Source organism: Marinobacter sp. F4218 (genome assembly GCF_019443085.1).
In the GTDB taxonomy this organism is placed as follows: domain Bacteria; phylum Pseudomonadota; class Gammaproteobacteria; order Pseudomonadales; family Oleiphilaceae; genus Marinobacter; species Marinobacter albus.
Genome location: NZ_JAHZIL010000003.1, coordinates 2,056,826 through 2,074,454 on the forward strand (window position 1 = coordinate 2,056,826; position 17,629 = coordinate 2,074,454).

Genomic DNA, 17,629 nt, shown 5'->3' on the forward strand with positions numbered 1-17,629 from the left:
TCCGGTGGCTGATCGATCAATCAAACGACTGGTAACCGAGCCTTTCGTTCACTTCCTGCTGATCGGAGTGGCGCTCTTCGGGCTTTATGGCTGGTTGAACGACGTGCCTGAAGACACGTCGGTCCGGAGTCTGGTGATCACCGAAAGTGACGTCGCGCAACTGGCAAGCAATTTCCGGCAGGTCTGGCAACGACCGCCAACCCGTGAAGAGCTGCAGCGCCTGGTCGACAAGTATGTGCAGGAAGAAATCCTGGTCCGGGAAGCCCTGGCCATGGGGCTCGACACCGGTGATGCGGTGATTCGCCAGCGCCTGAGACAAAAGATGGAATTTATTCTCGACGGTGCCGTCGCCTCTCTGGTGCCGTCTGACCAGGCTTTGAGAGAGTATTACCGCGCCAATGCCGAGCGGTTTACCACCCGGCCCAAGGTCGGGTTCCAGCAGGTTTTCCTGGGTAAAACCGTCGACGAGGCAACGGTGGCATCCACGCGTCAGGCTCTTGAGGCGGGCGCGGCGCCGGGCGAGGTCGGGCAGGCCACCTTGCTGGCGCCGGAAATGCGGCCCAGTGTGTCGACCACCGTGGATTCGAATTTCGGCGTCGGATTCTTTGACCAGCTCGTTACCCTGCCACCGGACATCTGGGCCGGCCCGGTTCAGTCGGCTTTTGGCCTGCACCTGGTGAAAGTGACCGGAAAAACCACTGGCACGGTGCCCGGCTTCGAGGCTATCCGGGAGCAGGTGGAGGACGCCTGGCGCCGTGATACCGCCGAACGGCTGAGCAAGGAACAGCTGCTGGCGATGAAATCGGACTACGACATCTCCGTACCGGATGTGGACGGGGTATCGCAATGACCAGAGTGGTGCCGGCGGTCCTGTTGGCCGTCTTAATGACTGTGCCGTCACTGCTTCAGGCCCATGCCCTGGAGCCGGGTTTCCTGAGCCTGGCGCCGGCCGGTAACGACCGTTGGCAGGCGGTCTGGCGGGTGCCCCAGGTGCGCGGCCAACCGATGGTGATCGAGGCGGTGCTGCCCGAGACCTGCGCGCCCCGAGTCGCGCCCGGCCCGATGCAGTTCGATGGCCGCGCCTTTGTCAGCCGCTGGGTAGCCACCTGCGCGGGAGGACTGGAGGGTGGCACGGTAGCGGTCCGAGGCCTGGAAGCCACGCGAACGGACGTGCTGGTGCGTTACAGCCCGGATTCCGGCGCGGCGCCGGTGGTGACCCGGTTGACGCCGGATGCCGTCGCTTTCGATATTGCCCGGACAGGGTCCTTTGATTCGGTGCTGTCCAGCTACTTTGCGCTGGGTGTCGAACACATTCTCGAAGGCTTCGATCACCTCCTGTTTGTCTTTGCCCTGCTGCTCCTGATTCCAACCCTCCGGATGCTGGTTGCCGCGCTGACCTCCTTCACCCTGGCCCACAGCCTGACCATGGCCGGAGTGACGCTGGGCATGTTCACGCTCCCGGCACCTCCGGTGGAAGCGGTGATCGCGCTGTCGATTGTGTTCCTCGCCACGGAATTGGCCCGGCCGACGGATAGTCAGAGACTCACGACCCGTTATCCCTGGCTGGTTTCATTTTCGTTTGGTCTTCTGCACGGCTTTGGCTTTGCCGGGGCGCTGAGGGAGATCGGTCTGCCCGCGGGGGACGTCCCGCTGGCGCTGTTGAGTTTTAATCTGGGGGTGGAGGCCGGTCAGATCGCGTTTGTCGTTGCGGTGGTTCTGGGCGGCTATCTGGCCAGAAGGGCATTCCAGCGTCGGGATGTCGGCTTGCAGTGGTTCGAGAGCACCGGGAAGCGGGTGGCCAGTTATGCCATCGGTGGTATCGCGTCCTTCTGGCTGGTTGAGCGGGTTGCGGGTTTCTGGGTGTAGGACATCGAAAAAAACGAATTTAAACACTCAAAAAAACGATCATGCCTGCTGATTCAACTGTGATAGAAATTAAATAGTCTGGACGTTAGCGCCCGCCAAAGGATTTTCATGGCCCATTTGCGAGCATCGGAAAACAAGGTTCGTCTTTGCCTGACAACTGTGATGGCACTGGTCGTTCTCGCGTGGGCCACTTCGGGTTTCAACGTGCCGGCGCTGGACCCTCAGTTGGAGGAACCGGGATCGTTCCAGGTCACCATGCTGGATGCATCCGGGGATTCACCATCCGGCGAAGCCGGGCTGACCGGTTCACTGGGCCCTGGCCTTCCCCTCATTACGGGATATCCGGGGCATTCCCCGAATCTATCCTTCATCGAGCCGCCGGTTCGCCTCGTTAGCTATCCCGCCCTGCCTCAGGGCCCGCCTTCGCTCACCTGATCTCCGTCGATTAACCGCACCCCCATTGCCTGGCCAGAACAGGCGGAGTGTTACAGCGAACATCCGGAATCAGTGAGGTTCATCATGAGCAAGCACTTTCACGCGATACCAGTACGCGACCTGGGACGTACCCACTCCCTGGCCACCCTCCAGCCCGCCTACAACATCGGCAGCAATGATTCTGCGGTTCATCTGCTGACCGATTTCCGCGCGCGCCGTCCACCGGCCCTGAACTCAGACATGAGCGTCTCCGAGGCGAGGCTGTGGATGAAAATGGCCGATACCGCATTCAAGTTGGTGGAGAACGGGGTCAACGAGTGTGTCGGGGTCATCACCATCGCAGACATCAACGGCGAGTTGCCCCTGAGTCTTGCCAACCGTCGGGGGGTGTTACCCGGGGAAATTCGGGTCAGGGACATCATGACCCCCCTCAGCAGCCTCCCCGCGATCCACTACCAGGACCTGTGCCGCGCCTCCGTCGGCGACCTTGTCAGTACTTTCAGGTCGGTCCATGAGGAGTACCTGCTGGTCGTGGACGACGACCAGAACAACGCCGGCGAGCAGTACCTGCGTGGCATTGTCTCGGCAAGCCAGCTGGTTGAACAGCTGCACATTCCTATCGACCTGGAGCATCGCGCGTCATCGTTCTCGGAAATCGTGAATGTCGTTCAGGGGAATTTCTAGAACCTGCAAGGCCCGGTTCGGCCCCGGCATCCCCTCGGGGCCGGTCCGGGCATGGCGGAGCTGGCCAGGGAGTGCCGGCCGTCAACATCAACCAAAACCAATACCGGAGGTAACTTCATGGCCATAAGGAAGCTGCTGATTGCCAATCGCGGTGAGATTGCAGTCAGAATTGCCCGGGCCTGTAGCGAACTGGGTATACGCTCGGTCGCCATCTATTCGAAGGCGGACGAGTATTCCCTGCATGTCAAAAAAGCCGACGAGTCCTACCAGATCAGTCAGGATCCGCTATCCGGGTATCTGAACCCCCATCATATCGTCAATATGGCAGTTGAAACCGGCTGCGATGCGCTGCATCCCGGCTACGGGTTCCTCTCGGAAAATGCCGAGCTGCCGGCGATCTGCAAACAGCGGGGGATCACCTTTGTCGGCCCGTCATCAGAGGCCATTGCCTCCATGGGTGACAAGACCCAGGCCCGTCAGACGGCCGAGGCCGCCGGTGTGCCGGTAACGCCCGGGTCCAGGGGGAATCTGGAAGATGTCGAAGACGCGGTTCGGCAGGCCTCTGAGATTGGCTATCCGGTCATGCTCAAGGCAACCTCCGGCGGCGGTGGTCGGGGTATCCGTCGCTGCGACAACGAGAAGGAGCTGCGTCAGAACTACGTGCGGGTGATTTCCGAGGCCACCAAGGCGTTCGGCAGCGCCGAGGTCTTTCTGGAAAAGTGCATCATCGACCCCCGCCATATCGAGGTGCAGATCCTGGCAGACAGCCACGGCAACGTGGTACACCTGTACGAACGTGACTGTTCGATCCAGCGCCGGAACCAGAAGCTGATTGAGCTGGCGCCATCGCCGCAGCTGGAAGAGAACCAGCGTGAGTACATCGGCGAACTGGCGCGGCGGGTGGCCAAGCAGTGCGGGTACGAGAATGCCGGCACCGTGGAATTCTTGCTCGACCACGACGGCAGTTTCTATTTCATGGAGATGAACACCCGGGTGCAGGTGGAGCACACCATCACCGAAGAAATCACCGGGGTGGACATCATCAAGGCCCAGATCCGGATTGCCTCCGGCGAGGAGCTGTGGCTCAAGCAGGAGGACATCAGCTACCGGGGCTTTGCCGCCCAGTTCCGGATCAACGCCGAAGACCCCAAGAACGGCTTCCTGCCCAGTTTTGGCCGGATCAGCCGCTACTACTCGGCCGGTGGCCCGGGCGTGCGTACCGACGCCAACATGTACACCGGCTACGAGATCCCGCCTTACTACGACTCCATGTGCGCCAAGCTGATTGTCTGGGCCATGGACTGGCCGGAGCTGATTGCCCGCTCGCGCCGGGCGCTGAACGATATGGCCATCTACGGGGTCAAGACCACCATCCCCTATTACCAACAGATCCTGAACCATGAGGAATTCCAGGCCGCCAATTTTAACACCGGCTTTGTCGAAGCAAATCCTCAGTTGCTGGAGTACAGCACCAAGACCCGTCCTGAAGCCATCGCCACAGCCATCGCCGCGGCCATCGCCGCCCAGGCGGGCCTGTAAACCGAACACCGGAGAGATCCAGAATGACCAAGCGCAAGATTCATATTACCGACGTTATCCTGCGGGACGCCCATCAGTCCCTGATCGCCACCCGAATGCGGACCGAAGACATGCTGCCGGCCTGTGAATGGCTCGATCAGGCCGGATACTGGTCCCTGGAGTGCTGGGGCGGTGCCACCTTCGACGCCTGTGTCCGATTCCTGAAGGAAGACCCCTGGGAGCGCCTGCGCACGCTGCGCCAGGCCCTGCCCAACACCCGTCTGCAGATGCTCCTGCGCGGGCAGAACCTGCTGGGCTATCGCCACTACGGCGACGACGTGGTGGAAGCCTTCGTCGCCAAGGCCGCTGAAAACGGCATCGATGTATTCCGGGTGTTCGACGCCCTGAACGACGTGCGCAACCTGGAAACCAGCATCAAGGCCGTCAAGAAAGCCGGTAAGCACGCCCAGGGTACCCTGTGCTACACCGTCAGCCCGGTGCACGACACCGATGCTTATCTGGAGCAGGCCAAAGCCATGGCCGAGATGGGCGCGGACAGCATCGCCATCAAGGACATGGCCGGTCTGCTGACGCCGGCGGTCACCGCCGAGCTGGTGGGCAAGCTCAAGAGCACCCTTGATCTACCGGTGTTCCTGCACTCCCACGCCACCTCGGGCATGGCGCCGATGTGCCAGTGGGCGGCGATGGAAGCCGGTGTCGATCACATCGATACCGCATTGTCGGCCTTTGCCGGCGGCACCAGCCATCCGCCTACGGAATCGCTGGTGGCGGCGTTGCACGACGCCGGCTTCGACACCGGCCTGAATCTGGAGCTGCTGGACAAGGCCACCGGCCATTTCCGGGAAGTGCGCAAGAAGTACCACCAGTTCGAGAGCGCCTACAACGGTGTCGATACCTCGGTGCTGTTGTCCCAGGTGCCGGGCGGCATGATGTCCAACCTGGCCAATCAGCTCAAGGAGCAGGGCGCCCTGGACCGCATCCAGGAAGTGTTCGAGGAAATCCCGAGGGTTCGCAAGGACCTCGGCTTCCCGCCGCTGGTTACCCCGACCTCCCAAATTGTCGGCACCCAGGCGGTCATTAACGTGCTGGGAGGTAAGCGCTACGACACCATCACCAACGAGGTGAAAAAGTACCTCCAGGGCTGGTATGGCCAGGCGCCTGCCGAGGTGGACGCCGAACTACAGCGTCGCGCGGTTGGCAAGGAGGAGCTGGTTGAAGAACGGCCAGCGAACCTGATTCCTCGTGAGCTTGAGGAGTTGCGCAAGCAGGTGGGCGAGCTGGCCGAGAGCGATGAGGATGTGCTGACCTACGCCATGTTCCCGGATCAGGCCAAGGCGTATCTGGAGCAGCGCCGGGATGGCACGCTCCAGCCCGAGCCATTGGAACCCATTCCGAGCGGGCGCTCCGGCGCCGTCTCGTCCAAGTTCAAGATCACCGTGCACGGTGAGAGCTACGACATCGACGTCACCGGTGCCAATCCGACGGGTGAGAACGAGCGCCGTTTCTACATGACGGTGGATGGCGTGCCGGAGGAAATTCACCTGGAGTCCCAGGGCGACAGCAGTGAAGGCGGTCGCAAGAGCGGCGGTCGGGCCGGTGCTACCAAGGAAGGTCATGTGACCACGAGTATGCCTGGCAACATTGTGGATGTGCTGGTCAAGGAGGGCGATCAGGTCGCTGCCGGAGACCCGGTATTGATCATCGAAGCCATGAAAATGGAAACCGAGGTCAAGGCCACCATCGCCGGAACCGTCAAGGGCGTTTCCATTGCCAAGGGCGACCGCGTGGTGCCGGGTGAGGTGCTGGTGGATATCGAGTAGCCGGCCAGGGCTCAGAGGCGAACAGCAACGCCGAGTGTTGCTGTTCGCCGATCGTAATCGTACCGAGCAATGTTGCTGTCGTTCTGAACCTGCTGGAGGTTCAGCAGCAGGGACACCGTCTTGTTGACCCGGTACTCCCCGTCAATCGAGAACGTCAGCCGCTGGTCCTCCCGGCGGATGATCAGTAACCCCTCAGGGACCTCGAGCCGGTGTGGAGTACGGTAGTAGTTGAACCGGTAACTGGCAGACGTGCCGAGTTCCAGGGCCGGTGTAAGGGCGTACCCGAGTCCCAGTGCCAGGGTCTGGCCCAGGGGAGAAACACTGTAGTACTCGGTGCCGGTATCGAGATTGCGGCGGTCATCGTAGTCCACCTGGTATTTTACACTTGCCCGCCAGGAATGGCGTCGCGCCTGGTAGCGCGTGTCCAGGCGATAATGCTGACCGTCGTAGGCCCGGTAACGGTCTGCCGCGTTGACCTGCTCCGCGTCGACAGAAATCGAGCAGACGGCGGTTTCGCTGCCGAGGGTACAACCCGATTTCCGGAGTCCGGAACTGAGGCGTGCCCGGTTTTCCCTTGATTTGCCCCCTTGCCAGACCTGATCCCCGCCAATGCCCAGGCTCAGTCGATAGTTACCGGGGGCATGGACGCCCGCCACATTGAGGCGGACGAGATGGGTGTTGAAGTCTTCCTGAGTGGTGTATTCGCGGCCATACAGCTGCAGGTCGGTCTTGATCGACTGATCGCCGGATCGGAATGGGTAGCCGGAGATGGCATTGACCGACTCGAAGAAAGCGCCGTCCAGGGAGCTGGCGGCACTGTCCGGGAACAGGGCGATGTTGTCTTCGTACCCGGCGGACAGCGACAGCAGGGCTTGCCATCGATCAGGGGCGGGCGGCGCTCCCAGCTTGGCAAGCTGGCCCCGGGCGAGCTTGCTCAGATTGTCCTCACTGCTTGCCAGCGCGGCTTCACGAAATGCCTGGCGGGCCTTTGACGTTTGATCCTGGGCGAGAGCAATCAGGCCGAGGTTGTAGAAGGCGAGTGCCCGTTGGGGTGTGTCGAGCAGCCTTCGGAACATCTCCTCCGCGCTGACGTAGTCACCCATCTTGAAATAGAGGACGCCGAGATTGTAGGTGAGCGCGCGGGATTCCATGTCTTCGGCCGCGGCCTCAAGCAGTTCGCGGGCGCGCTCCAGGTTATTGTTCTGGAATGCCTCGATGCCGGCCCGGAACTTTTGCTTCGGCGATGACAAAGAGTCGGTTTCTGCCGCGACCACGAATGGAACGCACAGGCAAACCAGCAGCATCGTTATCAGTCGGTAGGGCGACAGCATATTTCTTCGAACTGCTCCGACAGGGGACGTTTACTGGTTCACTGTGTTGTCCAGCGTGGACCCGGTGTTGTTGAGTAAATCCAGTCCGGGATCCAACAGATCGTCCGTCGGTAAGTCCGTGCCCGGCAGGTCCAGTTCGGGGGTGTCCAGTCCCGGCTGTTCGACGGTCGGCGCATCCAGCAGTTCCTCGCCCGGCAGCTCAGTATCAAATGCATCGCGGGATTCGCGAGCCTGCAAGCTAAGGTCTTCCTCGCGACTCCAGGCTTCGCTGGACAGCTCGTTGGCATCCAGTTCATCCCAGTTCTGGTCGTCGTCCAGCTCGTTGATCGATTCCGGGATTTCCATTTCCTGAACGAAGGAATTATCCAGAGCCTCTTCATCCGCCACCATTCTCATGGTGACGCCATAGTCCTCCTCTGCTACCGCCAGAGTCGGCGTGAGCGAGAAGCCTGCAATCAGAAGCCAGACAAGCCGAACCTGGCCGGGAATTGTTACTTTCATGACGATGGTTCCGTTTCCTTGCCGATGTCCGTACGGAAGGTTTTGCGTTTGGTGCCTTCGCCCAGGTGCGCAACCAGCGTGCCTTCACCCGGGAACAGAATGTTCACCGGCAGGGCCAGCAGGTTGTCGCCGGGCTTCAGGTTTACCTTCCAGCTTACCCGGTGTCGCCCCGGGAAGGGTGCCAGTTCCATGTTCGGCGGCAGCTCCAGGGTCAGGGTCACGTCTTCCAGAGCTTCGGTAGACGTGAATGCCAGCCGGACGGTTTTCTGTGTCGGGTCAGCGGTTACCGCCGAGGGCTCTGCGGTGCCAGCCAGTTCTGCCCCCGGTTGCGGGGCCTGGTTGAACTGGGTGCCAATGAACACGCCGACCGCCAGTGCCGCGGCAACGGCACCACTCCAGACGGACGTGGTCCAGTGTCGTTTCGGGGTCTGCTGATCGGTTGCCATGGCCCGGCCGAGTATCCGCGACTCGAAGTCGGGGTCGGGTTCAGGCGCCCGGTCTGCGGCAACCTGTTGGACGATATACGTCGCCGTCGCCAGCGCCACAGAGCAGGCTTCGCAGGATTTGACGTGCTCGCGCATGGCCACCTCAGTGGTCTCGGACACTTCGCCGGCGGCCCAGGCATCCACGTCTTTTCGGAATTCAATGCAGTTCATCGCATTCACCTCACTGGCAGCCACGTTGTTGCTCCTCAAAAGGTTCCATCTCCTCCTGCAATTTCGTCCGGAGCAGCGCCCGTACCCGATGCAGCCTGGATTTTATGGTGCCCAGGGGCACGTCCAGAATCTCGGCAATGTCTTCCTGGCGCCAGCCTTCGGAGTCATGCAGCAGCAACAGGGTTCTCTGGTCGGGCTGCAGTTCGCCAATCAGTCGGTGCAGTATGGCGCTTCGTCGGTCGTTGTCCGTGTGGGTGAGGGGATCGGGTTCGGTGCCTGGCAGGGTTTCCAGAAACGGGGTCTGCTGGTCCTTGGGGCCCAGTGCGTTTTCGCTGACCTCTCGCCCTGCCGGTCGCTTGCGGACGTTGTCCACGAACTGTCGGTACAGAACCCGGTGCAGCCAAGGGCGAAGATCCTCGACGCGCTCCAGTTCGTCCACCTTGGGGAACAGCTTGGTGACCACATCCTGAACCAGATCCTCGGCATCGTGCTGGCTGCCGGTTAGCCGGTAGGCAAACGTATGCAGCGGCCTGAGGTGTGGATGGACCAGGCGTTCAAAGCGTTTTGACTTGGATTGGCGAAACGGAAGCAAGGCCAAATGGATACCCCTGATAAACATCTCGCACTATCAGAGTGCTGCAGGACGTTTCTGATTTTTATCGTGTGCCCAGTCTATCAGCCCCGGGCCTCTGCGGGTATGTCCGTATTGTAAAAAAAAGAACGGCGGTAATGTCAACAAAATCAAAATATTAAGGCTGGTATGCGGAGTTTTTTCGGAAAATCTCCGGGTGGCTTTGGAACCTTTGCAATTAGACCTACGTGGTGGGCAGCTAATGGCGATGGAAGCGCCGAACTACAAGAAACCCAAAGGTGACAGAGTATGCTTATCCGCAACGTATTGTTCACAGCCATATCGGCAGCCGCCGTTGGTTTGACCGGCTGCCTGGACAGCAGCAGCCAGACCCAGAAAAACGCCAATCCCGATTATCGGATCAACAGCGGCCTGATCGAACGTGGGACCCATCCGCTCTTCGATCCACTGGAAACAGAGTTCGTGATTCCGAGCGATGCCCTGTTTTTTCTGAGTGAAATCGACGACGGTACCATGCTTAACGGCACCGATCCGGCCAATCCGGTTACCCAGGGTATCGGGTTCCTCGATGGCGCCTCGGTACTGGCGCCCATCGATGTCAAGATCAGCGCCAGTCTCGATGACCAGCAGATACTGGATGCCCGCGACTTCGTCGAGATCGACGGCGCGGTGGTCCCGAATCCCGAACAGAATGTGTTCCTGGTCCCGGTCGAGTACGCCAGCGGCGATGCCCTCCGGCCGCTTGAAGCGGAAGCCCCCGGGCTGACGCCGGCGGAACGCTATCGTCAGGCCCGCCGTCTGCAGGCGCAGGGTGACACCGCCGGTGCCGACGCCATTTTCAGCGACCTGCTGGCGGAAAAGGTCCGGGTGGAGTTGTTGGACATCGACGGTGGTCAGAACAACCTGGTTCGGGTGCTGCCACTGACACCGCTGGCGGCCAAGACCCAGTACGTGCTGGCGCTGACCAACGACATAGTGGATGCCAGTGGCGAGCCACTGGTCGGCTCTCCGGTGTACCAGTCCGTTGCCGATCCCGAGCGTACGTTGTCGAACGCGGCGTTCCAGCCGTTCCGGGACGCCATGTTGCCGGCCCGCAGGCTCGTGACCGATTATTTCGACTTCAAGCGGGAATCTGAGGAATCCGCGGGTTTCCGGTCCGGCTTTGATGACGTGGTATACGCAACTGCGATCACCACCACCGCGGTGGAGGATGTGATCCTCGCCAACGCGGCACCGATTACCTACTACCGTTCCATGTTGGCGAGCGCCCAGCGCCAGGAGGAACTCGGCAAACTGGTTGACGGTTTCTACAACCTCACTGACCAGCCCCTTGGCGAGGGTGCAAACGGCGAAGAGGCCAACCTCAACTCGGCGCTTTACGCCACCCTGACAGATCCCGCGTTCCGTCTTTACGACGACAGTCTGGCCACCATCCTGATGGACGCCAACGCCAGTGACACCCCCGTTCTCTATGCCGACGTGGTTGCCGATGCCGGTTCGGATCGCCGGATCGCACACATCGTGCAGGTGGCAACCGCCCTGGCGACCGATGCCAATATCGATGTCGAGGCCAGGGCCCGGAGCCTGGCGTCGGCCGCCGAAGCTGTGGTGGATACGCCCAAACCCCGCACGGTCTCCGTGTTCAGTCAGCGCGACGGCGGCGATGTTAATCCGGCACTCGCCCAGGAGGTTGCCGGCACGCCGCTGAACGTTCATGTCTATGAGGGCGAGATCACGCTGCCCTACTTCCAGGCCCTGCCGGCGGAAGGGGATGGTTCCCCGCTCACCACGGAAAGCTGGCTGCCCGCCGATTTTTCCGGCGACGAGACACTGAGCGCCGCACCGTCTGACCGGATCAGCTACCGGTTTCCGTTCGCGCGCAAGGTTGCCGACACCACCGTACCCATTGTGGTGGCGGCCCCGGACACGGATAACCTGGTCATTGCCGGCCAGCAGCCGGCCGCAGGTTATCCGGTCATCATTTACCAGCATGCGGTGACCACCGACCGTTCCGCCATCCTGCCGATGGCCACGGCGGCCGGGCTGCTGTGTGCGGACCCTGCCAACAGCCACGATTGCTTTGTGACCATTGGCATTGATCAGCCGCTGCACGGTATTTTCGGTGAGGGCATCGTGGGCCTGAATCCCATCACCACCCAGGACGGTGCCTCGGCGGACGCCACTGAGCGCCATTTCGGCTTTGCCGCCAGCGCCGACCTCAGCCCCGTGCCGGCGGGGGAGCTGGAAGCGCCGGAGTCCGGCAGCCTGTTCCTGAACTTCGCCAATTACGCCAACACCCGTGACAACATGCGTCAGGGGGCGCTGGACCTGCTGAACGTGAGTGCGTCACTGCAAGCGATCGAGGACGCGATCAACGCCTGTGCCGACTGCCCGCAGTCCCTGAACCTGGATCCGGATCGGGTCTACTTCCTGAGCCATTCCCTGAGCGGGATGGGCGGCGCAGCGTTTCCCCACGTCAACAACGCGGCCATCGAAGCCGGTAACGCCAGTCTGAGCCCGATCACGGCCTCGAACTTCCTGAACACCGGCGGCGGCTTTACCCGTCTGGCAGAGAACTCCCAGTCCATCGCGCCGCGGGTGCTGCCAGGCCTGGATGCCGCTTCGGCTGGCCTCCTGACTCAGGGGCGCACCGAGCTGAACATCTATTTCAATGTGTTCCAGGGCCTGCTGGATTCCGCGGATCCGACCGCGTTCGGGCCGCTGTACCGGGATAAACCTGTGCTTCTGACCGAGATTGTCGGGGTGCCCGACGATGTTGATCGGCCCACCGATGACACCATTCCCAACGCCGCCGATCCCTTGCTCTACGCGCTCGGACCGCTGTCCACCACGATTCCGGAAACCGGCTTCGTGATTGAGGGCGAGAACATGCCGATGGCCGGAACAGATCCCCTGGCCGCGGCCATGGCGGCGGAGTCCACGCCGCTGGGTACCGACCTGCCCTACATTACCCGCTATCTGGAAGGCTCCCACGGCAACCCGATTTCCGCTGGTCAGAAGAGTGCAGACAGCTTTTCTTCCCGGGCCGTGTTCGACGAAATGGTGTTCCAGATGCTCACCCTGTTCACCGGCAACGATCCGGTCACGGTCAACAACCCCTGCGTCGTCAAGGATGCGGATACAACCGGCACCGATTGCACGGCCGATGGCAATACCGATTCCGGTGACGGTAGTGGATCCGGCGGAGACGGTGGCACCGGAGGCACCGGAGGCGGCTTCCTGGATGGTGGCCTGCCAATTTGATCCCGAGACCGGTCCCGGGATGCCGGGACCGGTCTGAAATCCTTCAGATACACGGTAAATCATGGCGTTAGCCTCGCCACACGGGGAGGCTTTGCCCAAAACTTGCGGAGCAAACGCAATGACAACAACAAACTCCCCATTTCCCGGAACGACCCGTCTGGCGCTGGCGGTGCAACTGGTCTGCCTTTCCACATCGGTCGCGGCCTTCGATTTCGACATCTACGAGATCGACGCCTCCCTGAGTACGACTCTGACCGCCGGCATTGCCTATCGTCTTGAGGATCAGGACAAGGACCTGATCTCCCAGGGCAACCTGGGGCCGGAATTCGCATTCAGTGACACCGGCGCGTCGTCCAATAATTTCGATGACGGCAACCTCAATTTTGAAAAGGGCGAACCCTATTCCCAGATCCTGCGCGGTCGCAGTGAACTGTTCCTGGACTACACCCCCGACAGCGACGTGCTTACCCGGGTCGGCGCACTCGTGCGCGGCAGTTACTACTACGATTACGAGCTTAAGGACAATCCCCGGGCGGTCGATCCGGTCGGGCAGCGCCGGGAACTGAATGAGGAAGCCAAGGACAACGCAGCGGGGGCGGACCTGCTCGATGCCTACGTTTTCACCGACTGGTATTTCGGGGATACCCCGGTCTCCCTCCGCTACGGTCGCCAGGTCGTCAACTGGGGCGAAAGCACCTTCATCCTCGGTGGCATCAATGCCATTAACCCAATTGACGTGCCGGCCTTCCGGGCGCCGGGCGCAGAACTGAAGGACGTCCTCCTGCCGGTGGAGATGCTGTACACCTCGGTCGGCATTACCCCGGAAGTCACCATCGAGGCCTTTGTGCAGACCGACTGGGAGCCGTTCCGGATTGATGACTGCGGTACCTTCTTCTCCTCCGCGGACGTCGCCGCCGATGGTTGCGGGCCGGTTCTGCTGGCAGGCCAGGTGCCCGATTCCCAGGCGTTCGAGGAAGGCTTCATCGCACCCCGCCTGGGGGACAGGGAGCCCGGCGATAAGGATCAGTTCGGCATGGCCGCCCGCTGGTTCATCACCGACCTGGATGCCGAACTCGGGCTGTTCTACACCCGTTACCACAGCCGCCTGCCCTACATCAGTGGAGTGGTGAATAATCCGGAGTCACCGGAGGCCAACCAGTTCAACGATCCGAGCAAGCCGTTCTCCCGGTTCCCGAGTTACTTCATCGAGTATCCCAAGGGCATCGACCTGTTCGGCCTGAGCATCAACACCACGCTGCCCACGGGCACCTCGCTTGGCGCGGAATATAGCTTCCGGCCCAACCTGCCGATCCAGTGGAACACCTTCGAACTGATTTACGGTGGCCTGCAACAGCGTGGCCCTGACGGCCAGGTGGTCAGCAAGCTGGAGCAGCGGGAACGGGCCAGCGGCGGCAACTATGCCGGTGATGCCGTGGATGGTTATGACCGGTTCAAGGTGTCCCAGGCCCAGGCGACCGCGATTCACTTTATCGACCGGGTGATGGGCGCGGCCCGCTTCATTATCGTCGGTGAGGTGGGCGCCACCTACATCCACGATTTCCCCGGCAAATCCCAGGCCCGTTATGGCCGCTCGGGCATCTACGGGGTCGGGCCGGTACCGCTGGATGGCCCCAGTTTCTCCGGCGATTTCTGTAGCCAGGGCACGGACAGCGATCCACGCCTGAACATCAACGCGACCAACTGCAAAGGCGACGGGTTCACCACCTCGTTCTCGTGGGGCTACCGAACACTGTTCGTCTGGGATTACCCGGACGCGGTGGCAGGCGTGAATCTTCGCCCGAAACTGTTCTGGACCCACGATGTAAAAGGCTACGCACCGGATCCGGGCGGCAACTTCAGCGAAGGCAACAAGTCCATCGGGCTCGGCCTCGAAGCCACCTACCAGAACGCCTACAAGGCGAACCTCAGTTACACCACTTACTTTGGCGGCGATTACAACGTCACGAACGACCGTGATTTTGTGGCTGCCTCAGTTTCCTATTCCTTTTAATCAACGCGTGACGTAACAGGAGCAATCCATGAACACGATCAGAACCCTTATGTATGGCGCAGTGGCCAGTGCCTTGTTGACCTCCGGGTCTGCGGTTGCCGCGGTCTCCGCGCAGGAAGCGGCCAAACTGGGTGACACCCTGACCCCGATGGGTGCGAAGCAGGCGGGCAATGGCGACGAAATCCCGGCCTGGACCGGTGGTCTGACCGAGGCGCCGGCGGCGTACAAGGGCGACGGCCGGTACGTAGACCCGTTCGCCGGCGACAACGAGCTGTTCCGGATCAATCAGGCCAATCTGGACCAGTACGCCGACAAGCTGAGCCCCGGCCAGATCGCCATGATCAAGTCCCACGATGATTACTTCCTCCCGGTCTACCAGACTCGCCGGACGGCTACCTACCCGGAAGCGGTCCAGCAGCAGACCATGGAAAATGCCACCGAGGTGGAACTGGTGGAAAGCGGCAATGGCCTGAAGAACTACCAGACCGCGACACCGTTCCCGATTCCCCGGAATGGCCTGGAGGCGATCTTCAATCACATCACCCGCTACCGTGGCGGTTCGTTCACCCGCAACGTCGCCCAGGTGACACCGCAACCCAATGGCGATTTCAGTCCGGTGAAATTTACCGAGTCGTTCACCGAGCGGGTGGCGCTGGAAGACTACGATCCGGCGGAGGATCCGAACGTCATGTTCTACTTCAAGCAGGCGATCACCGCGCCGTCGCGACTGGCCGGGAACGTACTGCTGGTGCACGAGACCATTAACCAGGTGAAGGAGCCCCGTCGGGCGTGGTTGTACAACTCCGGCCAGCGCCGGGTGCGCCGCGCCCCGAACGTTGCCTACGACGGACCGGGTACCGCGGCGGACGGTCAGCGGACGTCCGATAACCTCGATCTCTACAACGGTGCGCCGGACAAGTACAACTGGGAACTGGTGGGCAAGAAAGAGATGTACATCCCGTACAACTCCTACCGTCTGGCCAGTGGCGAGCTGGATTATGAGGACATCATCAAGCCGGGTCACATTGACCAGAGCCTGGCCCGCTACGAGCTGCATCGGGTCTGGCATGTGAAGGCCACCCTCAAGGATGAAGAGCGGCACGTGTACGAGGTTCGGGACTTCTATCTGGATGAGGACACCTGGCAGATCGCCCTGGTCGATCACTACGATGGCCGCGGCAATCTGTGGCGCGTCGCCGAAGCGCACGCCATGCAGATCTACGACGCCAACATTCCCGCGTACGCGTTCGAAACCCTCTACGATCTGCTGTCTGGCCGGTACCTGGTCATGGGCATGACCAACGAGGAGGACAACCCTTACGAGTACGGCACTGAGCGGAGTTCGCGGGAGTACACCCCTGCGGCACTGCGTCGGGCAGGTGTTCGCTAGGGCGCCGGTTGGCGGGTTCCGGCTCCGGGGCAGCGACGACTGGCCCGGAGTCGAGCCCCGGATAAAGGAGTGGACGTCATGTTGGAACTGATGCAAACCACACTGCTGTTCGAAATCGAGCAGCGACTGGTCTACCGGAATGGCCGGTGGCTGGTCCGGACCCGGGAAATCCCGGAGCTCGGCCCCTACGATTCACGCCTGGAGGCGGTGGAGGGATTGTACCGCCATGTTGCCGTATGCTCCGGTCGGCTCACACGGGGTGAGCCGGGGCTGGCCCGGGCGTTTGTCCAGCATTCCGTCGCCCGGTGTCAGGAACCTCACTGCGATATTTGCGCAGACCTCGAGGCCCTGACTCCTGACGCGCCCCGGGGTCAGCTAAAGGCAGCAATGCCGGTCTGACCACGGCCCAGAATCAGGGCGTGGACATCGTGGGTCCCTTCGTAGGTGTTGACCGCTTCCAGGTTCATCACGTGGCGGATCACGTGGTATTCGTCGGAAATACCGTTACCGCCATGCATGTCGCGGGAAACCCGGGCGATGTCCAGTGCCTTGCCACAGTTGTTGCGCTTCATCAGAGAGATGGCGTCGGTTGAGTAGTTGCCGGCGTCCATCATCCGACCCAGTTGCAGGGCACCCTGCAGGCCCAGGGTAATTTCGGTCTGCATATCCACCAGCTTTTTCTGAATCAACTGGTTGGCCGCCAGGGGCCGACCGAACTGGGTGCGTTCCAGCGTGTAGTTGCGGGCCGCGTGCCAGCAGAACTCGGCGGCGCCCAGGGAGCCCCAGCTGATGCCGTAACGGGCCTTGTTCAGGCAGCTGAACGGGCCTTTCAGACCTTCCACGTCCAGCTTGTTCTCGTCCGGGACAAAGACTTCGTCCATAAAGATGGAGCCGGTCTCGGACGCCCGCAGGGAGAACTTGCCTTCAATTTTCGGGGTTTCCAGGCCCTTGGCGCCGCGCTCGATCACAAAGCCGGTGATCTTGCCGTCCAGTTTGGCCCAGACCACGCACACGTCGGCAATGGGGGAGTTGGTGATCCAGGTTTTGGAGCCGCTGACCAGATAGCCTCCGTCAACTTTCTTGGCGCGGGTTTCCATGCTGCCCGGGTCAGATCCGTGGTTGGGCTCGGTCAGGCCGAAGCAGCCCACCTTTTCGCCGGAGGCCAGTTGCGGCAGGATGCGCTTTTTCAGGGCTTCCTGGCCAAAGGCGTGAATCGGGTGAATGACCAGTGACGACTGGACGCTCAGGGCGGAGCGGTAGGCGGAATCGACCCGCTCCACTTCCCGGGCAATCAGGCCATAGCAGACATGGTTCAGGCCCGGGCCGCCATACTCTTCCGGCAGCGTGGCGCCAAGCATGCCCAGCTCGCCCATGTCGTTGAAGATGGTGCGATCGAACTTCTCGTGACGGTTGGCTTCGATAATGCCGGGCATCAGGCGCTGGTCACAGAAAGAGCGGATGCTGTCGCGAACCTGGCGCTCGGTTTCATCCAGTTGTGTATCGAGTTGCAGTAAATCATCCCAGGGTGCGGAAGCCATGG

The 17,629-nt window shown here is 61.4% G+C and carries 15 protein-coding genes; 10 read left to right on the top strand and 5 right to left on the bottom strand.

Annotated features, from left to right (window positions below):
• Positions 1-4 precede the first annotated feature (4 nt).
• The 6 genes from K0B93_RS19420 to oadA all read left to right on the top strand — a co-directional run bounded on the left by K0B93_RS19420 (position 5) and on the right by oadA (position 6,344).
• The gene (locus tag K0B93_RS19420) at positions 5-850 is read left to right on the top strand and encodes a peptidyl-prolyl cis-trans isomerase (protein ID WP_219867682.1); all 846 of its coding nucleotides are present in this window, start codon (positions 5-7) and stop codon (positions 848-850) included.
• Positions 847-1,866 (top strand): HupE/UreJ family protein, encoded by a 1,020-nt coding sequence (locus K0B93_RS13405; protein WP_219867683.1) that lies wholly within the window; start codon positions 847-849, stop codon positions 1,864-1,866. The genes K0B93_RS19420 and K0B93_RS13405 overlap by 4 nt, the downstream gene beginning before the upstream one ends.
• 108 nt (positions 1,867-1,974) lie before the next feature.
• A complete protein-coding gene (locus K0B93_RS13410) occupies positions 1,975-2,301 on the top strand; it encodes a hypothetical protein (RefSeq protein ID WP_219867684.1) in 327 nt (108 codons plus the stop codon).
• Between the two features lie 84 nt (positions 2,302-2,385).
• Positions 2,386-2,985: a CBS domain-containing protein gene (locus K0B93_RS13415; RefSeq protein ID WP_219867685.1), complete on the top strand. Its 600-nt coding sequence runs from the start codon at positions 2,386-2,388 to the stop codon at positions 2,983-2,985.
• Positions 2,986-3,102: 117 nt separating this feature from the next.
• On the top strand, positions 3,103-4,524 hold the full coding sequence (locus tag K0B93_RS13420; protein ID WP_219867686.1) for an acetyl-CoA carboxylase biotin carboxylase subunit: 1,422 nt from the start codon (positions 3,103-3,105) through the stop codon (positions 4,522-4,524).
• A gap of 23 nt (positions 4,525-4,547) precedes the next feature.
• A complete protein-coding gene (gene oadA / locus K0B93_RS13425) occupies positions 4,548-6,344 on the top strand; it encodes a sodium-extruding oxaloacetate decarboxylase subunit alpha (protein ID WP_219867687.1) in 1,797 nt (598 codons plus the stop codon).
• An 11-nt stretch (positions 6,345-6,355) separates the two neighbouring features.
• Here the strand turns inward: oadA and K0B93_RS13430 are convergent, their stop codons facing one another.
• The 4 genes from K0B93_RS13430 to K0B93_RS13445 are packed head-to-tail and all read right to left on the bottom strand — an operon-like array spanning position 6,356 to position 9,430.
• Positions 6,356-7,675: a tetratricopeptide repeat protein gene (locus K0B93_RS13430; protein ID WP_219867688.1), complete on the bottom strand. Its 1,320-nt coding sequence runs from the start codon at positions 7,673-7,675 to the stop codon at positions 6,356-6,358.
• A 30-nt stretch (positions 7,676-7,705) separates the two neighbouring features.
• On the bottom strand, positions 7,706-8,176 hold the full coding sequence (locus K0B93_RS13435; RefSeq protein WP_219867689.1) for a hypothetical protein: 471 nt from the start codon (positions 8,174-8,176) through the stop codon (positions 7,706-7,708).
• On the bottom strand, positions 8,173-8,856 hold the full coding sequence (locus tag K0B93_RS13440) for a zf-HC2 domain-containing protein (protein WP_219867690.1): 684 nt from the start codon (positions 8,854-8,856) through the stop codon (positions 8,173-8,175). The genes K0B93_RS13435 and K0B93_RS13440 overlap by 4 nt, the downstream gene beginning before the upstream one ends.
• On the bottom strand, positions 8,843-9,430 hold the full coding sequence (locus K0B93_RS13445) for an RNA polymerase sigma factor (RefSeq protein ID WP_228743373.1): 588 nt from the start codon (positions 9,428-9,430) through the stop codon (positions 8,843-8,845). The genes K0B93_RS13440 and K0B93_RS13445 overlap by 14 nt, the downstream gene beginning before the upstream one ends.
• Before the next feature lie 282 nt (positions 9,431-9,712).
• On the opposite strand from K0B93_RS13445, the gene K0B93_RS13450 reads away from it, so the two are divergent.
• The 4 genes from K0B93_RS13450 (at position 9,713) to K0B93_RS13465 (ending at position 16,488) form a co-directional block, all read left to right on the top strand.
• A complete protein-coding gene (locus tag K0B93_RS13450) occupies positions 9,713-12,688 on the top strand; it encodes a hypothetical protein (protein ID WP_219867692.1) in 2,976 nt (991 codons plus the stop codon).
• A gap of 118 nt (positions 12,689-12,806) precedes the next feature.
• The gene (locus K0B93_RS13455) at positions 12,807-14,699 is read left to right on the top strand and encodes a DUF1302 domain-containing protein (RefSeq protein ID WP_219867693.1); all 1,893 of its coding nucleotides are present in this window, start codon (positions 12,807-12,809) and stop codon (positions 14,697-14,699) included.
• A gap of 49 nt (positions 14,700-14,748) precedes the next feature.
• Positions 14,749-16,089 (top strand): DUF1329 domain-containing protein, encoded by a 1,341-nt coding sequence (locus tag K0B93_RS13460; protein ID WP_416383214.1) that lies wholly within the window; start codon positions 14,749-14,751, stop codon positions 16,087-16,089.
• 78 nt (positions 16,090-16,167) lie between these two features.
• Positions 16,168-16,488, top strand: coding sequence for a hypothetical protein (locus tag K0B93_RS13465; protein WP_219867695.1), 321 nt, complete (start codon positions 16,168-16,170; stop codon positions 16,486-16,488).
• On the opposite strand, the gene K0B93_RS13470 is transcribed toward K0B93_RS13465, so the two are convergent.
• On the bottom strand, positions 16,461-17,627 hold the full coding sequence (locus tag K0B93_RS13470) for an acyl-CoA dehydrogenase (protein WP_219867696.1): 1,167 nt from the start codon (positions 17,625-17,627) through the stop codon (positions 16,461-16,463). The genes K0B93_RS13465 and K0B93_RS13470 overlap by 28 nt on opposite strands.
• Positions 17,628-17,629 lie beyond the last annotated feature (2 nt).